At 55.2% G+C, this 20695-nt stretch carries 14 protein-coding genes and 1 pseudogene; 10 read left to right on the top strand and 5 right to left on the bottom strand.

The window, feature by feature from the left end:
* Positions 1 to 195: 195 nt before the first annotated feature.
* From OHL23_RS22445 to OHL23_RS29010, 3 genes are all read right to left on the bottom strand, one after another.
* The gene (locus OHL23_RS22445) at positions 196 to 1464 is read right to left on the bottom strand and encodes a type II toxin-antitoxin system HipA family toxin (protein ID WP_263354242.1); all 1269 of its coding nucleotides are present in this window, start codon (positions 1462 to 1464) and stop codon (positions 196 to 198) included.
* Positions 1464 to 1829 (bottom strand): helix-turn-helix domain-containing protein, encoded by a 366-nt coding sequence (locus tag OHL23_RS22440; protein ID WP_263354241.1) that lies wholly within the window; start codon positions 1827 to 1829, stop codon positions 1464 to 1466. Before OHL23_RS22440 ends, OHL23_RS22445 begins: the two co-directional genes overlap by 1 nt.
* A gap of 291 nt (positions 1830 to 2120) precedes the next feature.
* Complete coding sequence (locus OHL23_RS29010; RefSeq protein ID WP_396127404.1) at positions 2121 to 2276, bottom strand: DUF2188 domain-containing protein; 156 nt, start codon at positions 2274 to 2276, stop codon at positions 2121 to 2123.
* Between the two features lie 562 nt (positions 2277 to 2838).
* Between OHL23_RS29010 and OHL23_RS22435 the strand changes: the two genes are divergently transcribed.
* Genes OHL23_RS22435 through OHL23_RS22415 form a run of 5 tightly spaced genes read left to right on the top strand, consistent with a single transcriptional unit; the run spans position 2839 to position 13137 of the window.
* Positions 2839 to 5592, top strand: a complete 2754-nt coding sequence (locus tag OHL23_RS22435) for a DUF499 domain-containing protein (RefSeq protein ID WP_263354240.1) — start codon at positions 2839 to 2841, stop codon at positions 5590 to 5592.
* Positions 5589 to 6578 carry a hypothetical protein gene (locus OHL23_RS22430; RefSeq protein WP_263354239.1) on the top strand — a complete coding sequence of 330 codons (990 nt, stop codon included), beginning with the start codon at positions 5589 to 5591 and terminating at the stop codon, positions 6576 to 6578. The genes OHL23_RS22435 and OHL23_RS22430 overlap by 4 nt, the downstream gene beginning before the upstream one ends.
* A gap of 12 nt (positions 6579 to 6590) precedes the next feature.
* Complete coding sequence (locus tag OHL23_RS22425) at positions 6591 to 9830, top strand: DUF1156 domain-containing protein (RefSeq protein WP_263354238.1); 3240 nt, start codon at positions 6591 to 6593, stop codon at positions 9828 to 9830.
* Positions 9831 to 9832: 2 nt separating this feature from the next.
* On the top strand, positions 9833 to 10354 hold the full coding sequence (locus OHL23_RS22420; protein ID WP_263354237.1) for a hypothetical protein: 522 nt from the start codon (positions 9833 to 9835) through the stop codon (positions 10352 to 10354).
* The gene (locus OHL23_RS22415; protein WP_263354235.1) at positions 10354 to 13137 is read left to right on the top strand and encodes a DEAD/DEAH box helicase; all 2784 of its coding nucleotides are present in this window, start codon (positions 10354 to 10356) and stop codon (positions 13135 to 13137) included. The genes OHL23_RS22420 and OHL23_RS22415 overlap by 1 nt, the downstream gene beginning before the upstream one ends.
* 173 nt (positions 13138 to 13310) lie before the next feature.
* On the opposite strand, the gene OHL23_RS22410 is transcribed toward OHL23_RS22415, so the two are convergent.
* Positions 13311 to 14600 (bottom strand): chromosome partitioning protein ParB, encoded by a 1290-nt coding sequence (locus OHL23_RS22410; RefSeq protein WP_263354234.1) that lies wholly within the window; start codon positions 14598 to 14600, stop codon positions 13311 to 13313.
* Between the two features lie 527 nt (positions 14601 to 15127).
* The gene (locus OHL23_RS22405; RefSeq protein ID WP_263354232.1) at positions 15128 to 16240 is read right to left on the bottom strand and encodes an IS110 family RNA-guided transposase; all 1113 of its coding nucleotides are present in this window, start codon (positions 16238 to 16240) and stop codon (positions 15128 to 15130) included.
* 295 nt (positions 16241 to 16535) lie between these two features.
* Here OHL23_RS22405 and OHL23_RS22400 point away from each other — a divergent pair, with 295 nt between their 5' ends.
* The 5 genes and pseudogenes from OHL23_RS22400 to OHL23_RS22385 all read left to right on the top strand — a co-directional run bounded on the left by OHL23_RS22400 (position 16536) and on the right by OHL23_RS22385 (position 20439).
* Positions 16536 to 17060 carry an RNA polymerase sigma factor gene (locus OHL23_RS22400; protein WP_263354231.1) on the top strand — a complete coding sequence of 175 codons (525 nt, stop codon included), beginning with the start codon at positions 16536 to 16538 and terminating at the stop codon, positions 17058 to 17060.
* A complete protein-coding gene (locus OHL23_RS22395) occupies positions 17057 to 17650 on the top strand; it encodes a hypothetical protein (protein ID WP_263354230.1) in 594 nt (197 codons plus the stop codon). Before OHL23_RS22400 ends, OHL23_RS22395 begins: the two co-directional genes overlap by 4 nt.
* Positions 17651 to 17739: 89 nt before the next feature.
* Positions 17740 to 19245 carry a serine hydrolase domain-containing protein gene (locus OHL23_RS22390; RefSeq protein ID WP_263354229.1) on the top strand — a complete coding sequence of 502 codons (1506 nt, stop codon included), beginning with the start codon at positions 17740 to 17742 and terminating at the stop codon, positions 19243 to 19245.
* A gap of 69 nt (positions 19246 to 19314) precedes the next feature.
* Positions 19315 to 19645: pseudogene (locus tag OHL23_RS29220) on the top strand (transposase); the annotation flags it as partial.
* A gap of 2 nt (positions 19646 to 19647) precedes the next feature.
* On the top strand, positions 19648 to 20439 hold the full coding sequence (locus OHL23_RS22385) for a transposase (protein ID WP_449701822.1): 792 nt from the start codon (positions 19648 to 19650) through the stop codon (positions 20437 to 20439).
* Positions 20440 to 20695 lie beyond the last annotated feature (256 nt).

Genomic DNA, 20695 nt, shown 5'->3' with positions numbered 1-20695 from the left:
CGGCCGAAATCGGGTATTGCATTTTTCGCAGACATGCACTGCCTCCAGCTTCCCGGTTCCGTGAAGTTCTTGGTCGCTCATCTGGGCCCGCCTTACTTGGTTTGGTGTTTGGTATTTAGACCCCAAAAGATTGCGAATGTTGCTTTTTAGTCCAGAGTACTCATCAGGTTTTCGTCGGGATAAAGCCTTTGAACGTTATCCTTCTCCGGCATGTTCGAAGGCGGGTGCGATCAGATCCTGTTCTGTTCGGGAGATGTGCAAGCGGCTTGCTTCTTCCCGCCAGGTTGCGACTGCTGCTTGTACCTCTTTCCGCACAAGCGCGGCGTGTTGAACTGACAGGCCGTAGTCCTTGTAAGCATCCATCGCAATCGAAACCTCACAGGCCGAATCGACCTCATTGATTGCCAGCGATAATTCTGTGCGATCAATCGACGGGTTCATATCGTAGGCCGGCGAGAGGCGGACACCCAGTTCGTCGATGAAGAAGCCGTGGTTGCGCAAGTGATCGTCAGTATTATGGATCATGATATTGAAGAGCACGCGACGAAACAGTTGCTCGCAATCTGACTCTCTCTTGGAGCCGCGGGACTGCAGCAGATCCACAAGCTCAAGATAGCTGGCGCCAGCTTCTCCGTCTCGATGCTGCGTGAGGGTCATGGCAGAAACGAAAGCCAATCGGCCTCCGTGCGCATTGCGATCGAACCGCTTTACGAGGAAGGTCGTGTACGGACTTTCCTGAAGGCGGAGTGACCGAGCATCCGGGACGACGATTCCGGCCTTGAAAGCGAGCCGATGGGCTACCAGTTCCCAGCCGCCAACATCCCTGGTGTCTTGCCTGCTTGGGAATTTAGCCATACAAAGCGCGCCTGCCTCATCTCGCACCGATGCCTTAGGGCGCGCGCCCCCCAGCGACGTTCCTGGAGCGAAGAGCTGAGTCAGCCACTTTTCGTACTCCGGATGCTCCTCCTCATTCATATGCTCTTCAAATTGGAGGCTGGCCGCTTGCAGCTCTCGTATAGACGTGATTGGCGGCGCGGCAAACTGTGCATCGCTGTCGATAAAAGGGCCGTCCGGGGGCAGTCGAAAACGCAGCGCTCCCAACCGAGTTTCATCATGTACCCCCAGAAGGAAGTCCCATTCAGTTAGTGTCCGCGGTCTGCGCTTTTCCTTCCTGGCACGCGAATTCTCGCGGCGCTGCATGAGCGCCCTTCCCCAGCGGTCCGGCGACGAATCGAGAAAAATGCCGAAGTTCGTCCGATCTGCCGCGGGGTATTGATGGCCCGCAGAGAGCGCAAGGTCCGGGTCGAATGCGAAGACCTCGGGACGAGCCAGCCAGCTTTCGTCATACTTGAAGGAGAAGATCTCGCCGGCGCCACTTTGTTGGCAGTGCAGCTCGCCCATCACGGCGGACTGGCCGGAACGGTTTAGATCGACATGCACCTGAACGGTATCGAATCGAGCCATTAATCAACCCTCCGTTCGTCATCGGGGAAGACAGCTTCAGGCTGTTTCGCCGACGACTTCTTCGGGGCTCTCCGCTTCGGTGTGAGTCCGGCGTCCTGCAACTTGCGGCCAAGCACATCATCGACGGCCAACTGAGCTAGGTCGTCTTCCAACCGGAGGATCTGCATGACGCGGGCGTAGACGCCGAAGGAGACGGTTGGATCGCCCTGCTCAACTTTCGAAAGCGTTCTGCGCGTGATACCTGCACGCTGGGCGACCGTCTCGGACGAATACTTCCGCCGTAATCGGGCGAGCTTCAGATTTCCGCCAAACCCCTGCAGGAGGCGGCTGAGTCGGGGCAGCAGTGTTGGGGTTGTCTTTCCCATAACGAGAAGTATCATACCCTAAAGTTCAAAATAATGGGTATTATATTTCTCGTTACTGTCAATCGCTCAAGATTCATACTTCAGTCAGCGGAACGGCTGTCGAGAATGAAGGATTTTGAAAAACAAGGCCGGGATCGACGGGCGAATCGCCCTTAAGATTGCGGGACCGGCCGCAATCGCGAGCAGCAAGGAACCTGGCTACCCACCCCTATCGAAGCTCGCAAATACGCAACAAAGGTAGAGGGCAAGACTCTCCTCAGGCTGCAAGGCTCCTTGGTGCGTTGCCAAGGACTATGGCTTACGCCACTTGTCCCGGTTACCATGAGTCGTATCTCGCACCCGCTCAACGAGCGGCGTCCGATTTGGGTTTAGTTCCCGTGCTCTCTCGATGGCTTCTCTCTGCGTAGGTAGGACATCACTGGCTCTTTCAGAATCAGGTCTTCTCACGGCTTAGTCGCCTTGGGGGCGCCGCTCTACAAACAATTGGTCATCTACCATTACATGCCTCCGCCCACTGATAGTTGGTTGGATGATGCGCTTCTTTTGAGCGAATGTCAAGCGAAGCACCCTACATATTGGGCTCCTGGCGTCTCCACGCCCTAGTAGTAGTGCATCGCGTGTAACTACTGCTGGCTGTGCACAAACATCCATCGTGAACCCCATGGACTCCCGTTTCAGCCGAAAATTTAACTCTGGCACCGGTCGAGGCAGGGATCGACTCAGTCTACTCGGGGTTCAAACGCTGAACATGAATGAGCGCCTGATTGTGTAACGGTGGCATTTGCCCTTTGCGGGTTTAGAATAAGACGCTTAGGGCTATCCAGGGCACAAAGCGGGCGATCTGAAGGCTGGAGCCAGCGATCCCGGCGGTCAAGGTGTGGGGTGCGTGGCGGTTGTCACTCACCGGCAGCGAGAGATCGTGCAAACACCAATCGATGGGGCGACGTGATGCCTCCCGTGGAGAGCACTGCGCATGGAGTGTTCAATTGAATAAGGGTGAGCGAAAATAATGCTTGCATTGACTCTACGAGAAGAATTCCGCGGCAAACTCCTCAAAGGAACAGCAATTGAGCTGTCAAACGACACGAACACCGGTGCAACCCAGATCGCTGCACAGGAGTTCTTGGGGATTACGTACCCCACGCATGACTTGCTGAAGGGGATTGAGGCTGTAGGTCCGAATCAGGGCCGGCCCGTTGCTGTGGTCGGAGAGCGAGGTCTCGGCAAGTCGCACTTAATGGCGGCCCTCTATCACGCGGTGAATGATGCAGATTCCACTCATAAGTGGCTCAATTACTGGGCAACCACCCTCGGTGAACCAAGTATTGGCAAGATCGCCCTACGCAGCGGAATGCTAGTTATCGGGGAAAGCCTGCACCGACAGCGCTATAAATTCTTATGGGACCTCCTGTTCGAGCGCCATCCACACGGGAATTTCATCAGAGGCAAATGGGAAGGCATGGGAGCGGCAAAAACCGATATCCCGTCAGATAAACTGATCATTGAATTACTGCAGCACACGCCTACGATGCTGCTTCTGGACGAGTTCCAGACTTGGTACGACGGTCTGACGAACACCAAGCAATACCCATGGAAGAATTGGGCATTCAACTTCATTCAGATTTTGTCGGAAATTGCCAAAGAGCGCCCTGATTTACTGGTGCTTGTGATTTCGGTTCGCAATGGTGGCAGCGACGCTTATCAGCAGGTACATCGTGTCAACCCGATAGCCATCGACTTTAAGGCTGGCGGTAATGCCGAACGCATTCAACAGGACCGTCGGCGGATGCTGTTGCACCGGCTGTTTGACAACCGACTTCAGATTCCGGCAGTCAATGTTGAGTCCTTGCTCGCCACACATATCACAGAATACTTCCGCCTCCTAGACGTGTTGCCATCTGAGCAGGATCGCAAGCGCAAAGAATTCACTGAGTCGTGGCCTTTCGCACCGCATCTGCTGCGCTTGCTGGAAGAGCAGGTGCTGATTGCGACCGACGCGCAGGAAACGCGCGACATGATCCGCATTCTTGCCAGCCTTTATAAGAGTCGCGGCGAGGCTGTCCCGATTCTCACCGCCGCAGACTTCAGGTTGGACGATGAAGCATCCGGTATCGGTGCGCTACTGGACTCGGTATCGAACGAACATCACCGTAAGCTGCGGGCAAAAGCTCAGCAAAACATCATTTCGGTGACAGAAGCTGTCCCTTCCTATGCCAGCCTCGCACCACATCTCCAGGATGTCATGGGCGCATTGTGGTTGCGCTCAATCGCGGTGGGCAATCTTGTCGGTGCCGAGCCAGCTACCCTGCAAGCAGACATCACGCGCGACAAAGCCATCGATGACAACGCTTTTCAGGTTGAGCTGGCCACGGTCGTCGAGAACAGCTTCAACATTCATCAGGATGGTCTGCGGTTGGTGTTCAAGGATGAAGAGAACCCACAGGCGAAACTCATTGCCTGCGCACGCAATGACAAGCTCTTTTCGGATGGCTCTGATCTCACCCGACTTGCCAAAGAAATCCGCCACGTAATTACCGGCTCAGATCAAGTTGAGAAGGCGTTTCGTGTTATTGCGCTTCCCGGCAATTGGCTGACCGATCCATGGTCTACGCTTGAAGAGTCCGAACAGCCGGACCATTGGGACGACCGTCTGCCGATCCTCGTTTTACCTGAGGAGCCAGACAAACTTAATGAACGACTCGGCTATTGGATCAAGGACCATCTTCAGAAGCGGCGAAACACGATTCGGTTTCTATTGCCGCGCAACGGTTCATTGAATGCCTACCAGGATCGAGATCTGCTAATCCTTGCGCGTGCCGAAATGAAAGCATTGGAATGGAGCAGTCAAAGCCCGGAATACAAGAAGCTGAACACGAAATATCAGGGTGAGCTACGAGATATTCTCAAGAAGCGCTATGACCGTTTTGCAGTGCTCCATCGCTGGAACTTCATTGATCCGAGCCAGTGTGAATTCAGCGTTGAAAATCTCCAGAAGCAAGGGGCGCAGATTCCCGAAGCTATCGACGAATCGCTGACCAACGACCTTTTTGTGCCTGAGGATTTCGAAGACCTGGTACTCGAAGCTGCTGGCAATAGTACGTCCGTTGGCAAGCTTCTCGTCGAGCTTCAAGAACCCCGGCCTGCAGGAAAAGACTGCATTCCCTGGCTTGGTGAGACTTCAATGAAGGAGCGCATTCTGCGGCTCTGCGCCCGCGGCAAGATTGCGATCAACCTTAGAGGGCTGGAATTCCTGCAAGCACAGCCTGGCGAGGATCAAGAAACCGCATGGAAGCGGATGCGCCCAAAACTCTCGTTTACTGGACAGCACCTGAAAGAAGTCTTCCTGTTAGTGCCGTCTGCGGTTCCGACAACAGGTGGGACAGCGCCCATCGCGCCTCAGTCACCTGGGAACCAGAACGGCGGAGGGACAGTCGTCGGTGTGACTGCGTCGCAACCCACCCTGTTCGGCAGCGGAACCGCAGTTGGAGGTTTCACCACGCCACCTTCCAGTGGCGGTGGGATTTATGGCGGCGACCCTACGAGTGCTGTCAGCAAGCCACACGTAAGCCTGAACAACCCGCCCACGTCGCCGCTGAACCTAATAGGCAAACTCGAAGGTTGGGGCGTAGGCCCGGCAACCCAGGTCGCCGAGGTAACACTGAAAGTGTCGAGCGCAACCGGAGCCCAGCTCAAGGAACTGCTTAAGAAGTTGCCGGATGGCATGATCTTCGAGTTGAGTCTTGAGAAGGAGGACAACGGATGACGATCGATGTCGATGTGCTCCATAGCCTGGTAGAGGGCACACCTGAAGAGGCATGGCAGGTCATCATCCAAAAGGCTGTCGAGATCGCATCAAAGCCCCTTTCTGCTGGCAATGCCCAAAGCGAGGTTACAAAACGTGACCGTGAGATCGGTACGCTCGATTATTTCCTGTCCTCAAGTGGATGGGACTTGTGGCAAGTGTTCGGCGATACTGTGGAGCGGACCACGGATCGACTTGTGCAGTGGTGGGGACAGCCCTACAGCTCCAAAGCTGTTCTGATCCTCGACGGTCTGTCGCTGCGCGAATTGCCATGGCTGCTGCAAGGTGCAAAGAAGCACGGGTTCACGCTGCACGAAGTCACGGCGAGTGCCTCCGAAATTCCCGGCGAAACCAATGAATTCGCCGGAGCGCTCGGTTTTGGGAGCCGCAGCCACCTGCAAAATAATGGTGCCGGGGCTACTCACAAGCTTCAATCGACGAATACCGAAAGCGTAGATATTGCGTGGAAGGATTGCCAACATCTCATCGATTTTGCTCCGAACTGGGTGTTTTGGCATCATTGGCCAGACAGCAAGCTGCATGACGGTTCAGGCGCCGGTCAGGGTCTAGAGATGCTGACACGGGATGTAGCCCAGCAACTGAGCAGTGATGACTTCTGGGAATTCGTCGAGCGCCTGGCGCAAGGACGGCGGTTGGTCATTACCTCCGACCATGGTTACGCCGCTACAGGCTATTTCTCTGATGCGGACGGAGAGGTAGGTCAGTTTCTCAAGAAAAACTTCGCAAGCGGACGCAGCAAGCCGGGCACCAGTGAGATAGGCCCGTTCGTGCCTCCTGTTGCAATGCAAATCAAAACACCGTATGGCGCTCATCTATTGGCCGTTGGCCGCTGGAAATGGAAGAGTCAGGGTGGCTACCCCACATTAACGCACGGCGGACTCTCGCTCCTTGAGGTACTGTCGCCCTTCATCGAACTCTCCAAATAAGGAATCTTCCGGATGGCAACGAAGAAAGAACAATTGGCGCAGGCAGTATCCAAAGCCGTTGGCGCAGGAAAGCCCGCCACAGTGGAAACCGTCGACTTTGATATTCCAAATAGGCCCAAAAGCTGTCTCGAAGTAGATTTCCCCATCCTACCAATCAATGAGATTGCCAAGATTGAGAGCTCTTCAGGGGCGGGCAGAAAGCCTATTTACACAATGAGTAAGTGGTGGGCTCGTCGTCCATCGAGTGTTTTTCGCTCGCTTTTGCTTTCGGCTGCAATCAAGTCTCCAGAAGATACTACTCACGCCGCCCCTGGCGTCTGGGATGCATTTTACGCTAATCATCAAAAAAGGCGGTCATTTAGCAGTATTCGCGTAGCGGACATTTTCATGGGTGGTGGCACAACCCTTATCGAGGGAGCACGGCTTGGTTTCGACATGTATGGAAATGATCTAAACCCTGTCGCATGGCTCGTGGTGAAGAACGAGCTAAGCGCGATCAAAACGGAGGAAGTCCGAGCGCTTCTCGATGAAATAGAGGAAGAGGTACGCCATCAAATTTCCCCTTATACCGCATGTGACGGTCCCAATGGCGAGAAAGGGAGGTGGATACACATTCCAACTGGGAGAGTTGAGGAAGAGACTTTCGACGCGTTGGCACTATATCCACATGAACGTCGTACGTATAGGTATGAAGGCCCAGAGATAATCTACACCTTCTGGTCAAAGCACGGACCTTGTCAGGTGACAGGCTGTGGTCATAGAACTCCGATCATGACGAGTTCAATAATTGCGGTTAAGACGCTTTCTGTGAAGTTCTGGGAGTGGAATTGCAAGAATTGCGGTGGTAACTTTCACGTCGAAGAGACGCCCGCTCGGATGGCACCTGATGTCCCTCTTTACGTCGTTCCGACCGAACATCCATATTCTGTTCTTGATCCAGTGCTGGGTATTGCCTGTCCGTTTTGCGGGGATACTATTATGGCGAAACTTGGTAAAGGCAAGAACAAAAAAGTCGAGTTATCTCTCTTGATACACCCACAATGGCTTGCAGGAACCTCTAATAGAGATATCAGTGGCCAACCATACGGTGGATCAGCGCAAGATGCTGCAACCTCGACGGCAAATTGGAACAAAGAGAGAGCTTCACGAATTCGAATCCTTGAGGTGAGGGGGTCCCTTCCTGAAGAAGTTATGTGCCCCGAAACCAAGATCACATTCAAGACAGGGAAGCAGGGCGGCACTGTTCCCAGAAAATCAAGCTACACATGTGCCTCCTGCGGTACCGTACAAGACGTGTTAACAACAATCAGGTCCAGTGGCAAGACAGGACCAATTGCGGCGTACGCAATTCAGGGCTATTCGCCGAAGCGGAGCGAAAAGGGTGCACCCTATAACGGACGATTCTTCGCTCCCTTTGATGCGAAGTTTGCACGTCAATATATCGCTGCAAGCGATGAATGGGAAACGAGAAAACATGGCGACCTAGCTAATTTTTGGCCTCGCTCCGAAGTGCCGTTTGGATTCATGACGGCTCTAAATAATGGCGATATCCGGCTTGGTCACGGATATACCCATTGGTGGACGATGTTCAATCCTCGGCAGATGCTCATCCTATCTCAGCTCCTAAAGGCGATTGTAGAAGTGGGGGGTGATCGCCACCGCTGGGATGTTCGCGAATATGTTCTCGGGGCTTTCCAGCGCTTCTTGCAACACGAGAATATGTTTTGCTTTTGGGATATTCAGCAGGATTGTGTCGCGCCTAGTCTAAGCAACGCAAACTATCATCCAAAATCTTCTCTAGTAGAAAACAGCGTGTTTGCCCACCTTGGACGGGGCAATTGGCGCTCATCCATCGAAAATCTCTTCGAGACCATTGAGTGGTCTCAGAATCCATGGGATCTAGCTAGTAATCAGCGACTGGAAGAGTTAGATCCCAGCCTCTCTGGGCAGGTTACGGGGAAGTCTGAAAGGGCCTATGTGGGCGACAAAATCGCGCACTGCCCGAAAATCGAATGCTGCTCGTCAACTAACCTCTCAACAATCGACTCCGGAACTATCGACCTTGTAGTAACCGATCCCCCTTTTGGAGGGCTCCTTCATTATTCGGAACTCTCAGATTTCTTCTATGTATGGCTAAGATTGGTTTTGAAAGAAAAGTATCCGGACTATTTTGGTTCAGACTATACACCGAAGCTATTAGAAGTCGTAGCTAACCGTGCACGCGAACCCGAAGACTCTGACCGCTTCTATCAGCGCCTGCTGACGCAATGCTGGATTGAAGCCAAGCGCATCCTCAAACCAGGTGGGATCCTGGCATTCACGTTCCACCATAGCGAGGATGAACCCTGGGTTGCTGTTTTGGAGTCTTTATTTGATGCCGGTTTCTACCTCGAAGCGACCTATCCTATCCGATCTGATGATACGAAGGGAGAAGGTGCAAAGCCTGGAACCTTTGGCTCTCAAACAATCGAATACGACATCATTCACGTGTGCAGAAAGCGCACCGAAGAACCCACCCCCGTTAGCTGGGGGCGGATGCGCCGTGAAGTCTTGGCCGATGTGCGTCAATTGCAAGGTATGCTTGAAAACCACGCCAAACAGGGCCTTCCTATTGCGGACCTCCAAGTGATTCGGCGCGGCAAAGCGCTTGAGTATTTCTCCCGCCATTACGGCAAGGTCTATGTTGACGAGGGGCGGGCTATCAGTGTGAAAGATGCACTGGTTGGCATTAATCAGCTCATCGACGAGGATGCAAACAAATCTCAAGAACCACCTCCGGTCAACGCCGAACCGATTACGCGCCAGTTCCTGCGCATATTTCACGGCAAGATGGAGGTTGCCCGTGACCAGATGCAAAAGTTCCTGCGTGGTTCTGGGTTGGCTCCCGATGAGTTTGCACAGCGCGGCTGGTGTGCCGAGAAGAGCAAGCTATTTACCCAGGTCGATCCGCTTGAGTTTGCTCGCGATTGGCACGGACGACATAGGCGCAAGCTAACCTCCGACCTAGATCAAGCGCTGGTGCTGATAGGAGCGTGCTTCGATGGCAGCGGAATCAACGCCTCCGATACGCTCAAGAATGAGAATTTCAAGCCGCACGTCGCACTCAAGCCACTGCTCGAATGGCTGGGCAATCGCGGCGCAACCTTGCAGACTCGGAACGCCGCTTCACGGGCGCTCTCCATCTATAACGGCTGGGCCGCCACCCATGAGCAGCAGGTGCGGCAGATGTCACTCTTCTTTGATGAGGCGTAACCATGAAGGTTCTGCATGGGGATGTTTGGACACGTCGGGGAATGAACTTACTGTGGGACGGCAAGGCTTTGTCGGCACTTGCAGAGCCTCAGAGCGTGGTCTCGATTCGTCAATTCTTTGCAATGATTGGCAACTGGCCCGCCGACCTGCCTTGCAACGAAGGAAAAGCGCTGGTTGTGGCAGGGCTGGAAGGGTGCCTGGACATTATGAAGCCAGGAGATGCAGAGCGCTGGTTGGACCAACATCTTGGTCCAGCAATTGATGCATTCGGCAGAAAGTATGAACTTGGCGCCGCCCTTGTCTTTTGGATGCCTACTGGCAAGAACCGTTTCCGCATGAATGCGGCGAGTGAAGCCTATTCCTGGCTCTGCTCCGCCCCGCATGGTCATGAGCGAATTGAAATTGGCAGAATTCTTTGGGCAGGCGCTGAAGCGGATGTAAGACGGATCATCGATCCCAAATGTGCAAATTCGGACGCAGATGGTCCCGCGTGGATCGGCCTAAATCTTACGAGGCTTTCTTGATGGTAGTTGTAACAGAGCTTTTCTTGCCGGGCGAACGAGTAATTCACAATGAGTTCGGCCAAGGCGTCATTCTAGATGCCGCACGCGATGGCTACTTGCGCGCGTTTTTCGGCGCTGGAGAACGTAGAGTACCGGTCGGCTCGATTCACCGCGAACGATCTCGCACCGAGCGCATACTGCAGTCTGTGGAGGGGACTGCGGAGCGGGCACGCAAAGCATGGTTGTGCTATGAGGCTCATGCTCTCCCGGTGATGGAAAGTGCTTCGGCACTCACATCTGCCAAGATTGACTTGCTCCCTCATCAAGTCGTGCTCACCCACCGGGTTGCGACGGCATCGCCACGTCGCTACCTCGTGGCTGATGAAGTGGGGCTCGGGAAAACTATCGAAACTGCGCTCATCCTGCGGGAGTTGGCGAGCCGTGGCGAGTTGAATAGGGCACTTATGGTGGTGCCCGCGGGCCTAGTCAATAACTGGCATCGCGAATTGAACGAAGTTTTCAACCTTGATTTTGAAGTCTTCGGCTCCGAGGGCGACATCACAGACCGAAAGACAAATGCCTTTTCCAAGCATGACCGAGTGATTGCCAGTATTGACACGCTCAAGCGTCCGGCTCGCATCAAGCGTTTGCTAGCAGCACCACGCTGGGATCTTGTGGTGTTCGATGAGGCGCACCACCTGACTGCATCCCGCATAGGCGGCAAAATCAGGAAGACGGAAAACTACAAGCTCGCTGAAGCGCTGAAAGGCCATACGCGCGATCTGATGCTGCTCTCTGCGACGCCGCATCAGGGAAACCATTTCCAATTTTGGATGCTGGTGCAACTGCTCAATCCCACCTTATTTAGCAGCCCGGAAGAAATGCTGGAGAACCGCCACCGTTTGAACACGGTGATGTTTCGCCGCACCAAGGCGGATGCCTGCCAACCCGATGGATCACCTCTCTTTGCGCGGCGGTGGGTACATACCGAGTCCTTTCTGATGAGCGATGATGAGCGGCGATTCTATGAAAGGCTGCGAGAGTATTTGGATGATGGATTCAACCTTGCATCTCGCCAGGGCAACAAAGGACGCGCACTCGGCTTCCTAATGGCGATCTTCCAAAAGATCGCGGCATCGAGCCTTGCAGCAATCCGGCGGACACTCAAGCGCCGTCTGCTTATGTTGACTCTGCACGAGGCATTCTTACGAGACAGAGACCTGGAAATCGAGGGCCGCGAGCGATTGACGGGAGAAGCGCGCGCACTGATTCACGAAGAATTCAATCTATCGCATGACAGCATCGGTCGCAGCGAAGTTGACCGCATACTTGCCGACCTGAAATACCGACTCGTCAAGAAGCTGGACGAAGAGGCTCTGGAGCTTGCTTCTGATCCGTACGGCAGCGAGTATTCATCCACGCACGCGGAAGAGGCGGCTTCGGCAGTCGTTGAATTGCATTTGCCAGAAGAGCGTCTGCGCATAGGGGATTTGCTCAACGGCTTCCCAAAGCAACGCGAGACCAAAGCGCAGAAACTGCTCGACGGCCTTGGCACATTGTGGCGACAGAACCCGAACGAGAAGATCGTTGTGTTTGCAACCTACCTCGGAACGGTGGACTTGATCGCGCGGGAGATTGAGCAGACTTTTCCTGGTCAGGGTGTTGTGGTGCTCCGTGGTGGCGACCACGGAGCCAAAATTGCTGCGGAGCGCCGCTTCAGACAAAAGGACGGTCCGCGCGTTCTAGTGTGTACGGCAGCGGGCCGGGAAGGCATTAACCTACAGTTTGCACGTATCCTGTTCAACTTCGATCTTCCCTGGAACCCGATGGACATAGAGCAACGCATTGGTCGTATCCATCGGTATGGCCAAAACCACACAGCGCAGGTTTACAACCTCGTACTGTCGGACACCATCGAAGGACGCATCTTCCTGATGCTTGAAGAAAAGCTGACGGAAATAGCGAGAACGGTCGGAAAGGTTGACGATCAAGGGAATGTCGCAGAAGATCTCCGCGCACAGATTCTCGGCCAGTTATCCGAGCGCCTCAACTACGACCGTTTGTACCAAGAGGCACTATCCGACCCGGAATTGAAACGAACACAAGTGGAGCTTGAGGCGGCGCTTTCAAATTCGCGCGAGGCGCGGCAGGTCGTGTCTGACCTGTTTCAGGATCTTGATGGCTTCAGTCTGGATGAATACAAGCCATTCGCCGATGTGACTTCCAGCCTCGATCGCTTAGTGCGCTTTGTTTCGGCTGCGGTAGTGGATCGCAAGCAGCAGCTAATCAAGGTGAGCGACGCAACGTATGACCTCGTGAATGTCGATGGAGTCCGGCAAACGCGATTCACCCTGAATCGCGATGCTGCCACGAGCCGCGACGATGTCGAGTTGATGGGGCTGGATCATCCCCTTGTGCAGGAAGAGCTCGCTAGATGGCGTAGCGTTTCTGCGGATGAGATTGGAATTGCAGTTGTGGGTGATCTCGACATACCGATCCTGTTATCACTATGGATGATCGAAACATCTGCTCGAAACGGAGAGCGGCGTGTGATTGTGCTGCCGATTGCAATTAAGCAGGACGGCACGCGAGTGCCTGCCGTCGAGCGCCAATGTGAGCGCTATTTGCAAGCCCCAACTACAACCTCGACATTTTCGCCGGAACAACGAATTGATCTGTTCTCACGAGCGATTGAACCGACGCTGCTTCGTGAACTTAAGCACAAAGGGGCTGCTGACGGAGACGGCAGCTATTCGGCGGAATTGATTGGCTATGTCGAAGTGGCCCAAACAACTACTCTATAACCGACCCGTGGAGGGAAGGACTATGCGAGGCAACGCATAGTCGTATGATCGCCTGCCCGTCGGGTGGGCAAAATATGGCGCTCTCGCAAGTGAGAGAGCGACCTTCAGGGTGGGAAGACGGATGGCGACAAAAATGGGCCTGCCCGAAGGCAGACCCAAGGATTTGAGAGTAACTATGCGACTCGCTTTGTCTTCGCGGTCGCCTTCGGCTCTGGCTTGGCCGCCTTTCTCGCCTTGTCCTTCGCGGCGAATTCCTGCTTGACTTTGAGGGCGATGGCATCGGTATCGACTCCGTAGACCTGGGCGGCGGCGCGAAGAGTCTTGCCACCGTCTGCCTGGGTTCTGGCAGCGAGAAGGATAACGGCTTCGACAGTCAGCCTTCCGATAGTCCCTTCGTCTGCCTTGCGAACAAACGCGGTGAGCAGTTTTGCTGCGGATTCTCCCTCCTTCGCCTTGATGCCCCGGTTTCGCGCGACCATTTCCAGCCGCTTGTCCTCCAGCAAGGGGAGCATCTGTTCGGCGATGAAGAGAAGATCGCGCTTCATCAGCCGGACGGGAACGGCGGCGACGATGGTTTGCAGGACGCGAATGCCGGTTGCGTTCGCCAGTGCCTCCTCTCGGCGGCGCTTCTCCTGCTCTGCTTTGAGGCTGGCATCGGCATTCGACGGCTGCTTCTTCGGGTGATGCACCGGGCAATCTGGCTCGGTGCAAACCTTTCGCAGTTCGCCCTTGTCGATGCCATCGGCAACTATAGCCTCCGTGGTGTACTTGCACGTTTTGAACTCCGGCCACTTCGCCTTCTCCGGTGTGTCGGGCTTCTCCTCCCTGATCTCAACGTACTTGTTGCGCGGGATGGCCTTCTCGCCTTCTGCCTGCTGCTTGTATGCCGTGCTGATCTGGATCAGTTCCGGCTTTGCGGCGACCTTCGCCTTGACGTGCGCGTCCAGCTTGGCGGCATAGCAACTCGGATCGGTACAAGCGTCCAGATTGCCGCTGACCTCGGCAAAGAGCAGCTTGTTGTGTCCGGTGCGCTTCGGGCAATCAACGCAGCTTCCGGCGGCGGGAACGAGTTGCGGGTCGCGCTTATTGAAGGGCGCCTGTTTCAAGAGCAAAAGAACGTTCTGTTCGATCCACTGTTGGAGATGCCGAACGGGAAGCAGAATTCGCTTGGCCTTGGCTCCGGCTCCATTCCACTCCTCGCGGAAGCAATTGGCGAGTGCCTGTTCCTGCTGCGCTGGCTGAAGTTTCGCCAGTAGCAGGGCGTGGCCGACGCCGATTTCCTCGACATAGAAGGCTTCGACGATGGGCGCGGCAAGCTCGGTCAAGCGGACGCGGGTCGTGCAGTATGCCGGAGTTTTGCCAACCTTGGCCGCGATCGCTTCTTTCGCGGTCTGCTTCTGTTGCGGCTGTTTGGGGGTCTGGGTGGACGGGGTGACGGCTGCGGTGGTGGCAATGGTGTTCATGGGTGGTTCCTCCTTGGGCAGTTGCCTTTGCCGTTGCTTTTTGCATTGGCAGCGGCATGTGACATACATGCCGAACGCCTCCTGGCGAAGGCGGGGGGTAGCAACTGCAAGGGGAGGGGGATCTCCCACCCTTGAAATGAAGCGAAGCGAAAGTGGAAAGGGCGCAGCGCAGCGGAGGGCTGCACAAGCGCAGCGCGGAAGCCTGGGGACACCCCTTGCGGGCGCGGGCGGGGCAGAGCCCCTCCATGTCTTTTGTCAAGGTTTAGGCGCAGGGGTTTTATCCCTGCATTTTGTGCGGGTGTAGTTGTCGAAGTTCCGTTGGTAGTTGGGAACCGGGTAGCGTTCTGGCGACAGTCGCTCAAACTTCCATCCGCGGGTTGGGTACCGCATGAGTGTTTTTCGTCGCAGGCTTGCCTCTGACTTAGCGCGGGCGTCGGAGTATGATCCTGCCCAAGGGGCTGATCGAGGATCACCGTGACCGGCTGCCCGGTTCCCGCACCACGGGGCTGGGGGAACGTGCGAGGTTCCTATCCAGCCGCCATGGTGATCCTCATCTCCTGGCCGATGGCCCAGATGAAGCCTGCCAGTTCGCGTGCGATGGCCGCGACCGTGACGGTAGGCTTCTTGCCTCGGGCGATCATCTTGCGATAACGGGCACAGAGCCGGGTCTGGGCCTTCCAGGCGATCTCGCGTATGTTGCTCGGCAGCCGGACCAGGATCTCGGCCTTTTCCTTGGCGACGCGAGCCGGGTACTGATAGCTCCAGGCGGCTTCGATGAGCATGCGTCTGGCCTCGCGGTTGCCGGTCTTGGTGATGCCGCCGCGACGAATCGTGTCACCGCTGGAGTGTTCGGAGGGCACCAGCCCCAGGTATCCCATCAGCAGACGCGGTGACTCGAAGCGGCTGAGATCGCCAGTCGAGGCGATGAAGGTTGCAGCCGAGATGGTGTCCATGCCACGCAGGCCGCGAAGCGCTTCGACCAGTGGCCCGAGGGACCAGGCTGCCACCATCGTCTCGATGCGTGTGATGAGTGCGTCTCGACGTTGGGTAGCGGTCCAGACGGCTTCGAGATAGTCCTGGAAGACGGCCTGGTGAGCTTCTTCGGCAAAGGTCTGGCCAGCCAGCCACGCACGATGGCGCATGGTCCAGTGCTTGCCGGTGGTATAGTTCCGGCCGTGTCGCAGCAGAAAGGCGAGCAGTTGCTGGCGGGCGCGCATCAGGTGCATCATCGCGTCCATGCGGGCACGGACAAGGTCGCGCAGCGCTTCATGGGTTGGGTCAGGCACCCAGACGGCGGTCAGATCGCCGGCTCGATGCAGGATCGCCAGCTTCTCCGAGTCCCTGCGGTCGGTCTTAATCCGCTCGCCCGGCTTGCGCGGGATCAGCGAAGGAGCCACCACCGTGCATCGATGGCCCAGCGCTGTGAGCTGTCGATGGATGCCATATCCGCAGCAGCTGGCCTCATAGCAAAACTCCAGCTCGCCATGCTTCGATAGCCGCCTGGCCATCTTCGCCACCTCTTCGGCTGTGTTCGGGATCACACCAACGAACCGAACCTCACCGCCTCGTCCGTCTTCAGCCACACTGATCGATATGGACGCCTTGTGGACGTCCAGACCTACGAATGATCGCGTCTGCATGTCTTCCTCCTGTAATTAGGAGAGCCCAAATCAAAGGCTCAATAAAAGACATATAGACTTTAGCCGCTTTTGCTGTTGTTTTTCAGGAAATCAGGGCCGGCGTTGTGGGCAGGAACGAGGCTGTTACGAAACTCGCTGACCGCACAAAGTTGCGCTCAGATCCCCCGCTTTACGCCCGAGATCGGAATTCAGTCTCTAATCGCGCTCCAGGACTGCTGATGGGCATTTAAAAAAAGTCTTGGAACATTGTAAGAAAGCCAGAGATCCAGAGACTACCGTAAATAGAGACCTTACAATGTCCGAACAAGACGACTGGTATCGCAAAGCGATAAATGAGTATGGTGCGGCCTTGGAGAGGTTAGCTCGCGCCTATGAGGCCGGTCCTGAAGATCGGCGCGATCTTTTGCAAGAGATCCACATCGCGCTTTGGCGCAGCTTTACTGGATTCGATGAGCGCTGCTCCTTGCGAACCTGGGTCTACCGGGTTGGGCAGAACATCGCGGTCACGCACATTTACCGCAGCCGGAAAACGAAAAAACTCAACCTGCTGAGCATCGAGGACCTCGATGAAAGCGAACAGCCGGCGGCTTCGGACTCGACCGCGACGACCGTCGAGACACAGCTGCTTTTAGTCCAGCTCTACGCGTTGATTCAGCGCCTGAATCCGGCAGAACGTCAAATCATCACGCTTTATCTCGAAGGCCTAGACGCGGCCTCCATCGGTGAGATCACCGGAATTTCACCGGGTTATGCCGCAACAAAAATCCATCGCATCAAGCAAATTCTCGCAAAACGTTTTGTTGAACGGAGACAATCATGACAACCGATAACGGCTCCGATGCCCTTCGCGAATTGTGGCAGCGACAGAGCGGCTCTTCGTTCTCGATGGAGCCTGATGAGATTCAGAGGAGGCTTTCGCGACTCCAAGCCGACTTGCGTGATGTGCAGATTGTTGTATATATCTTGTGTCCTGGCCTGGCAATCTGGTTTGCTTATTGGCTTATTTTTACTACACAGCCAATCATTACGCGAGCTGGTTTGTTGCTGCTCGTTCTCGGGATGAGTTTCTGGGCAGGCCAGATCTGGCTTTACAATCGCGACCGTCAAAAAGCGCTGGTGAATTCAGATGCCGCTGGACAGACAAGCTGCCTGGAATTCTATCGAGCCGAGCTCGTCCGGCAGCGCGATTTTTATCGCGGCGGGTGGTTCTGGTGGCGGCTGCTTGCCTTGTATTCGGGGTTGTTTCTGGGTGGGTGGGGACCCCTAGATCATCATGCGACGTTAAGAAGCCGCGTAATTAATCTTATTGTTGTTTCGATCCTTGCCGCACTTGCTGTTTGGCTGAGCTATCGGAAATCAAGGAAGATTCAGCGGCAAATCGACACCATTGAAGCAATGAAAGTCCAATGAGTTTGGCCATGCGACGAAGGACTGAGATGGTTATCAACCCTAGCAAGAACCATTTGATTCGCAATCCACTAAACCAGAAATGGACTAGAATGCGGAATGCATTTTTCCGTTACACGCGACTTATCGCTTTGACTCTCGTCTCCTGTGTGCTGCCTATTTTGAGCGCACAGCAGTCGAATATTACATCTTCAAAGCCTTCGGGCGTAGACGGAGTCTGGCTTGGCACCTTGACGGCGGGCGCTGCTTCGCTTCGCGTTCAGATCAACGTGAAGTCGGATGCGACGGGTCATGAATCCTGCACACTCGATTCACTCGATCAGCGTGCAATGGGACTGGAGTGCGCGAACATTCAGTTTGCCACTCCAAATTTCTTGTTCGATGTTCCCGCCGTGAAAGGACACTGGGAAGGCAAGCTCTCTGAAGACGGCAAGTCTCTTAACGGAAACTGGAGCCAGGGCAGCGCACTTGTTCTGAATTTCACGCGCCAGCAGGCGGCAATTGCGGTTACGCCCATCGCGTATGATTCTGTGATCGCGCCTGTTTCAGCCGGCGAGATGCAGGCAGTGCTCGATAAGGATCTGGCAGGAGCGCTCAAGTCGGGTCAACTTGCGCCGGCGACCGGAGGCGGGGTAACAATTGGTGTCGTGCAGCACGGCGTACGGCGGGTGTTCAGCTATGGCGCGGTGAAGCCCAATTCGATCTTCGAGATTGGTTCAATCACAAAGACCTTCACCGGACTCATCCTGGCACAAATGGTCGAACAGCACCGCGTCAGTCTCGACGACCCGGTCCGGACATTGCTGCCGCAGGGCACAGTTGCGAAGCCCGACGGTACGGAGATCACGCTAGTCGATCTTGCGACCCAGCACTCGGGACTACCTCGCATGCCTTCGAATTTTAATCCTAAAGACGTGAAGAATCCTTATGCCGATTACACGCCTGCGGACCTATACGCATTCCTCGCTAAGCAAGGCGTAGGCAAGCCGGCGAAAACGGAATTTCTCTATTCGAACCTCGGCTTCGGGCTGCTTGGGCAGGCACTGGCTGTGCATGCGAGCTTAAGCTATAAGGCGCTGCTCAAACAGCAGGTGATCTCTCCTCTGGGGTTGCGCGATACCACAATCTCATTGAGTGCGGAGCAGCAAGCACGGTTTGCGCAGGGACACGGCGCTAATCATCAGCCTGCGAATGCGTGGGACCTTGGCTCGCTCGAAGGTGCGGGCGCAATTCGTTCGACCGCTGACGACATGCTCACGTATCTTGAGGCGAACCTCCACCCCGATACCGTGAAGGTTGCGCCACAGACCGGACCAGCATCTACTCTGGGCGCGGCGCTCAATCTGCAACATGAGCTTCGCGCCGACGTAGGTGATGGAGCGAAGATTGGCTTTGCGTGGCTGTGGGACCCAGAACTGAAGAGCTATTGGCACAACGGAGGAACGGGCGGATTCAGCTCGTACGTGTTCTTCAGTTCGGAATGCGATTGCGCCGGGGTCGTGCTATTTAATACAGGCCCAAACGGCTTTATGGATAAGCTTGGGAAACACATTCAGCAGCGATTCATGGGACTACACGCGCTATCGCTTTTCGATTAGAGTGTTCCTCTATAGCCGGGGTCGAGATCGTAATATGATGTTCTCGGAAGCGCGAGGACATCGACGTTTATGGCTTATATCCAAGGTGAAGGACGCAGTCAGGGCACTCTGTTTCCGGTCGTTCTCGACGACCTTGTTCCTGTCGATCATATGTGCCGCGTCCTCGACGCCTTCGTCGCAAGGCTTGCGCTGTCAGAGCTTGGCTTCGAGCGCGCTCAACCTGCAGAGACAGGACGCCCCGGCTACGATCCACGCGATTTGCTGAAGCTTTATCTGTACGGCTACCTGAATCAGATTCGTTCATCACGACGCTTGGAAGCTGAGTGTCGTCGGAACGTTGAATTGATGTGGCTTCTTGGCCGCTTGTCTCCCGACCATAAGAGCATCTCTGAGTTTCGGCGAATGCACTCTGAAGCCGTGACAGCAGCGGGCGCGGCCCTCATTCGCTTTGCACGGAGTTGTGGTCTTATCCGTGGCGAGTGGATCGCTATAGACGGGTCGAAGTTTCGTGCTGTCGCCAGCGTTGACAGCACCCGCGAACGGCTCGACCTACAGCGCTATTTGGAAAGCATCAAGAAAGCGGATGAAGAGCAAGAAGCAAATATCGATCAGTCCGCCGTGCAAGCTGCCGTAGAAAGGTTGAGCCAACATCCTGAACCTGAGGCTGGCTACATGTTGGTGCGACAGACCGCGCTTCCGGCCTACAACGTCCAGACAGCCGTCGATGCGGAACATGCGTTGATCGTGGCACACGCGGTGGTACTCGATGCTTCTGATATCCGGTGTCTGAAGCCAATGGCTGAGGCTGCAAAGCAAGCACTTGAGCTAGAGACTTTCAATGTCGTGGCGGATGCTGGTTACTCCAATGGTGAGCAGGTGGCGCACTGCGAAGCCGTCGGCATCATCCCGTATGTTCCGGTCATGCGCACGGTCAACAACCAGGGGGGTGGCACCCTATTCGGTCGTACCGACTTCCGTTATGAACCGGAAAGTGATACATACATCTGTCCCGGAGACAAGAGACTGCTATTCAAACGGCTTTTACGCGAACGCAATGGCGAATCGTTCTTAGCCGCATTGCGTCAAGATGTGGTAAGGTTTCCCGCTCGGGAGCGCAAATGGTTTGAAGCATCCATTGCTGTGGGGTTGAGTGCGCAAGAATTGAACCAGGAAAACAACGACAACTTGGATTAGGTAACTCTCGCAATTCGGACGACTCGAGCGATGATTGAAGTGATGAGGTCTTCTAGCGATGATGGACGGAAGCTATTTGAGATATTCCGAGATCACGGACCACATGCCCACCGAAGCAGACATTGAAAAACTGCTTCAGCCTTTGGATGGGCGAAACGTCCTGTTTCTGCTATGCCGCACGAATATGCACTTTGGCTCGCCTCCGCTTCCAATTCCAGCTGACGCGTGCACTCTGTGCTAATCTCCTGAGTCGCCG

It is taken from the genome of Acidicapsa acidisoli (assembly GCF_025685625.1).
In the GTDB taxonomy this organism is placed as follows: Bacteria; Acidobacteriota; Terriglobia; order Terriglobales; family Acidobacteriaceae; genus Acidicapsa; species Acidicapsa acidisoli.
Note: the sequence above shows the minus strand (reverse complement) of the source record. Positions and strands in the feature narration are given on the sequence as shown.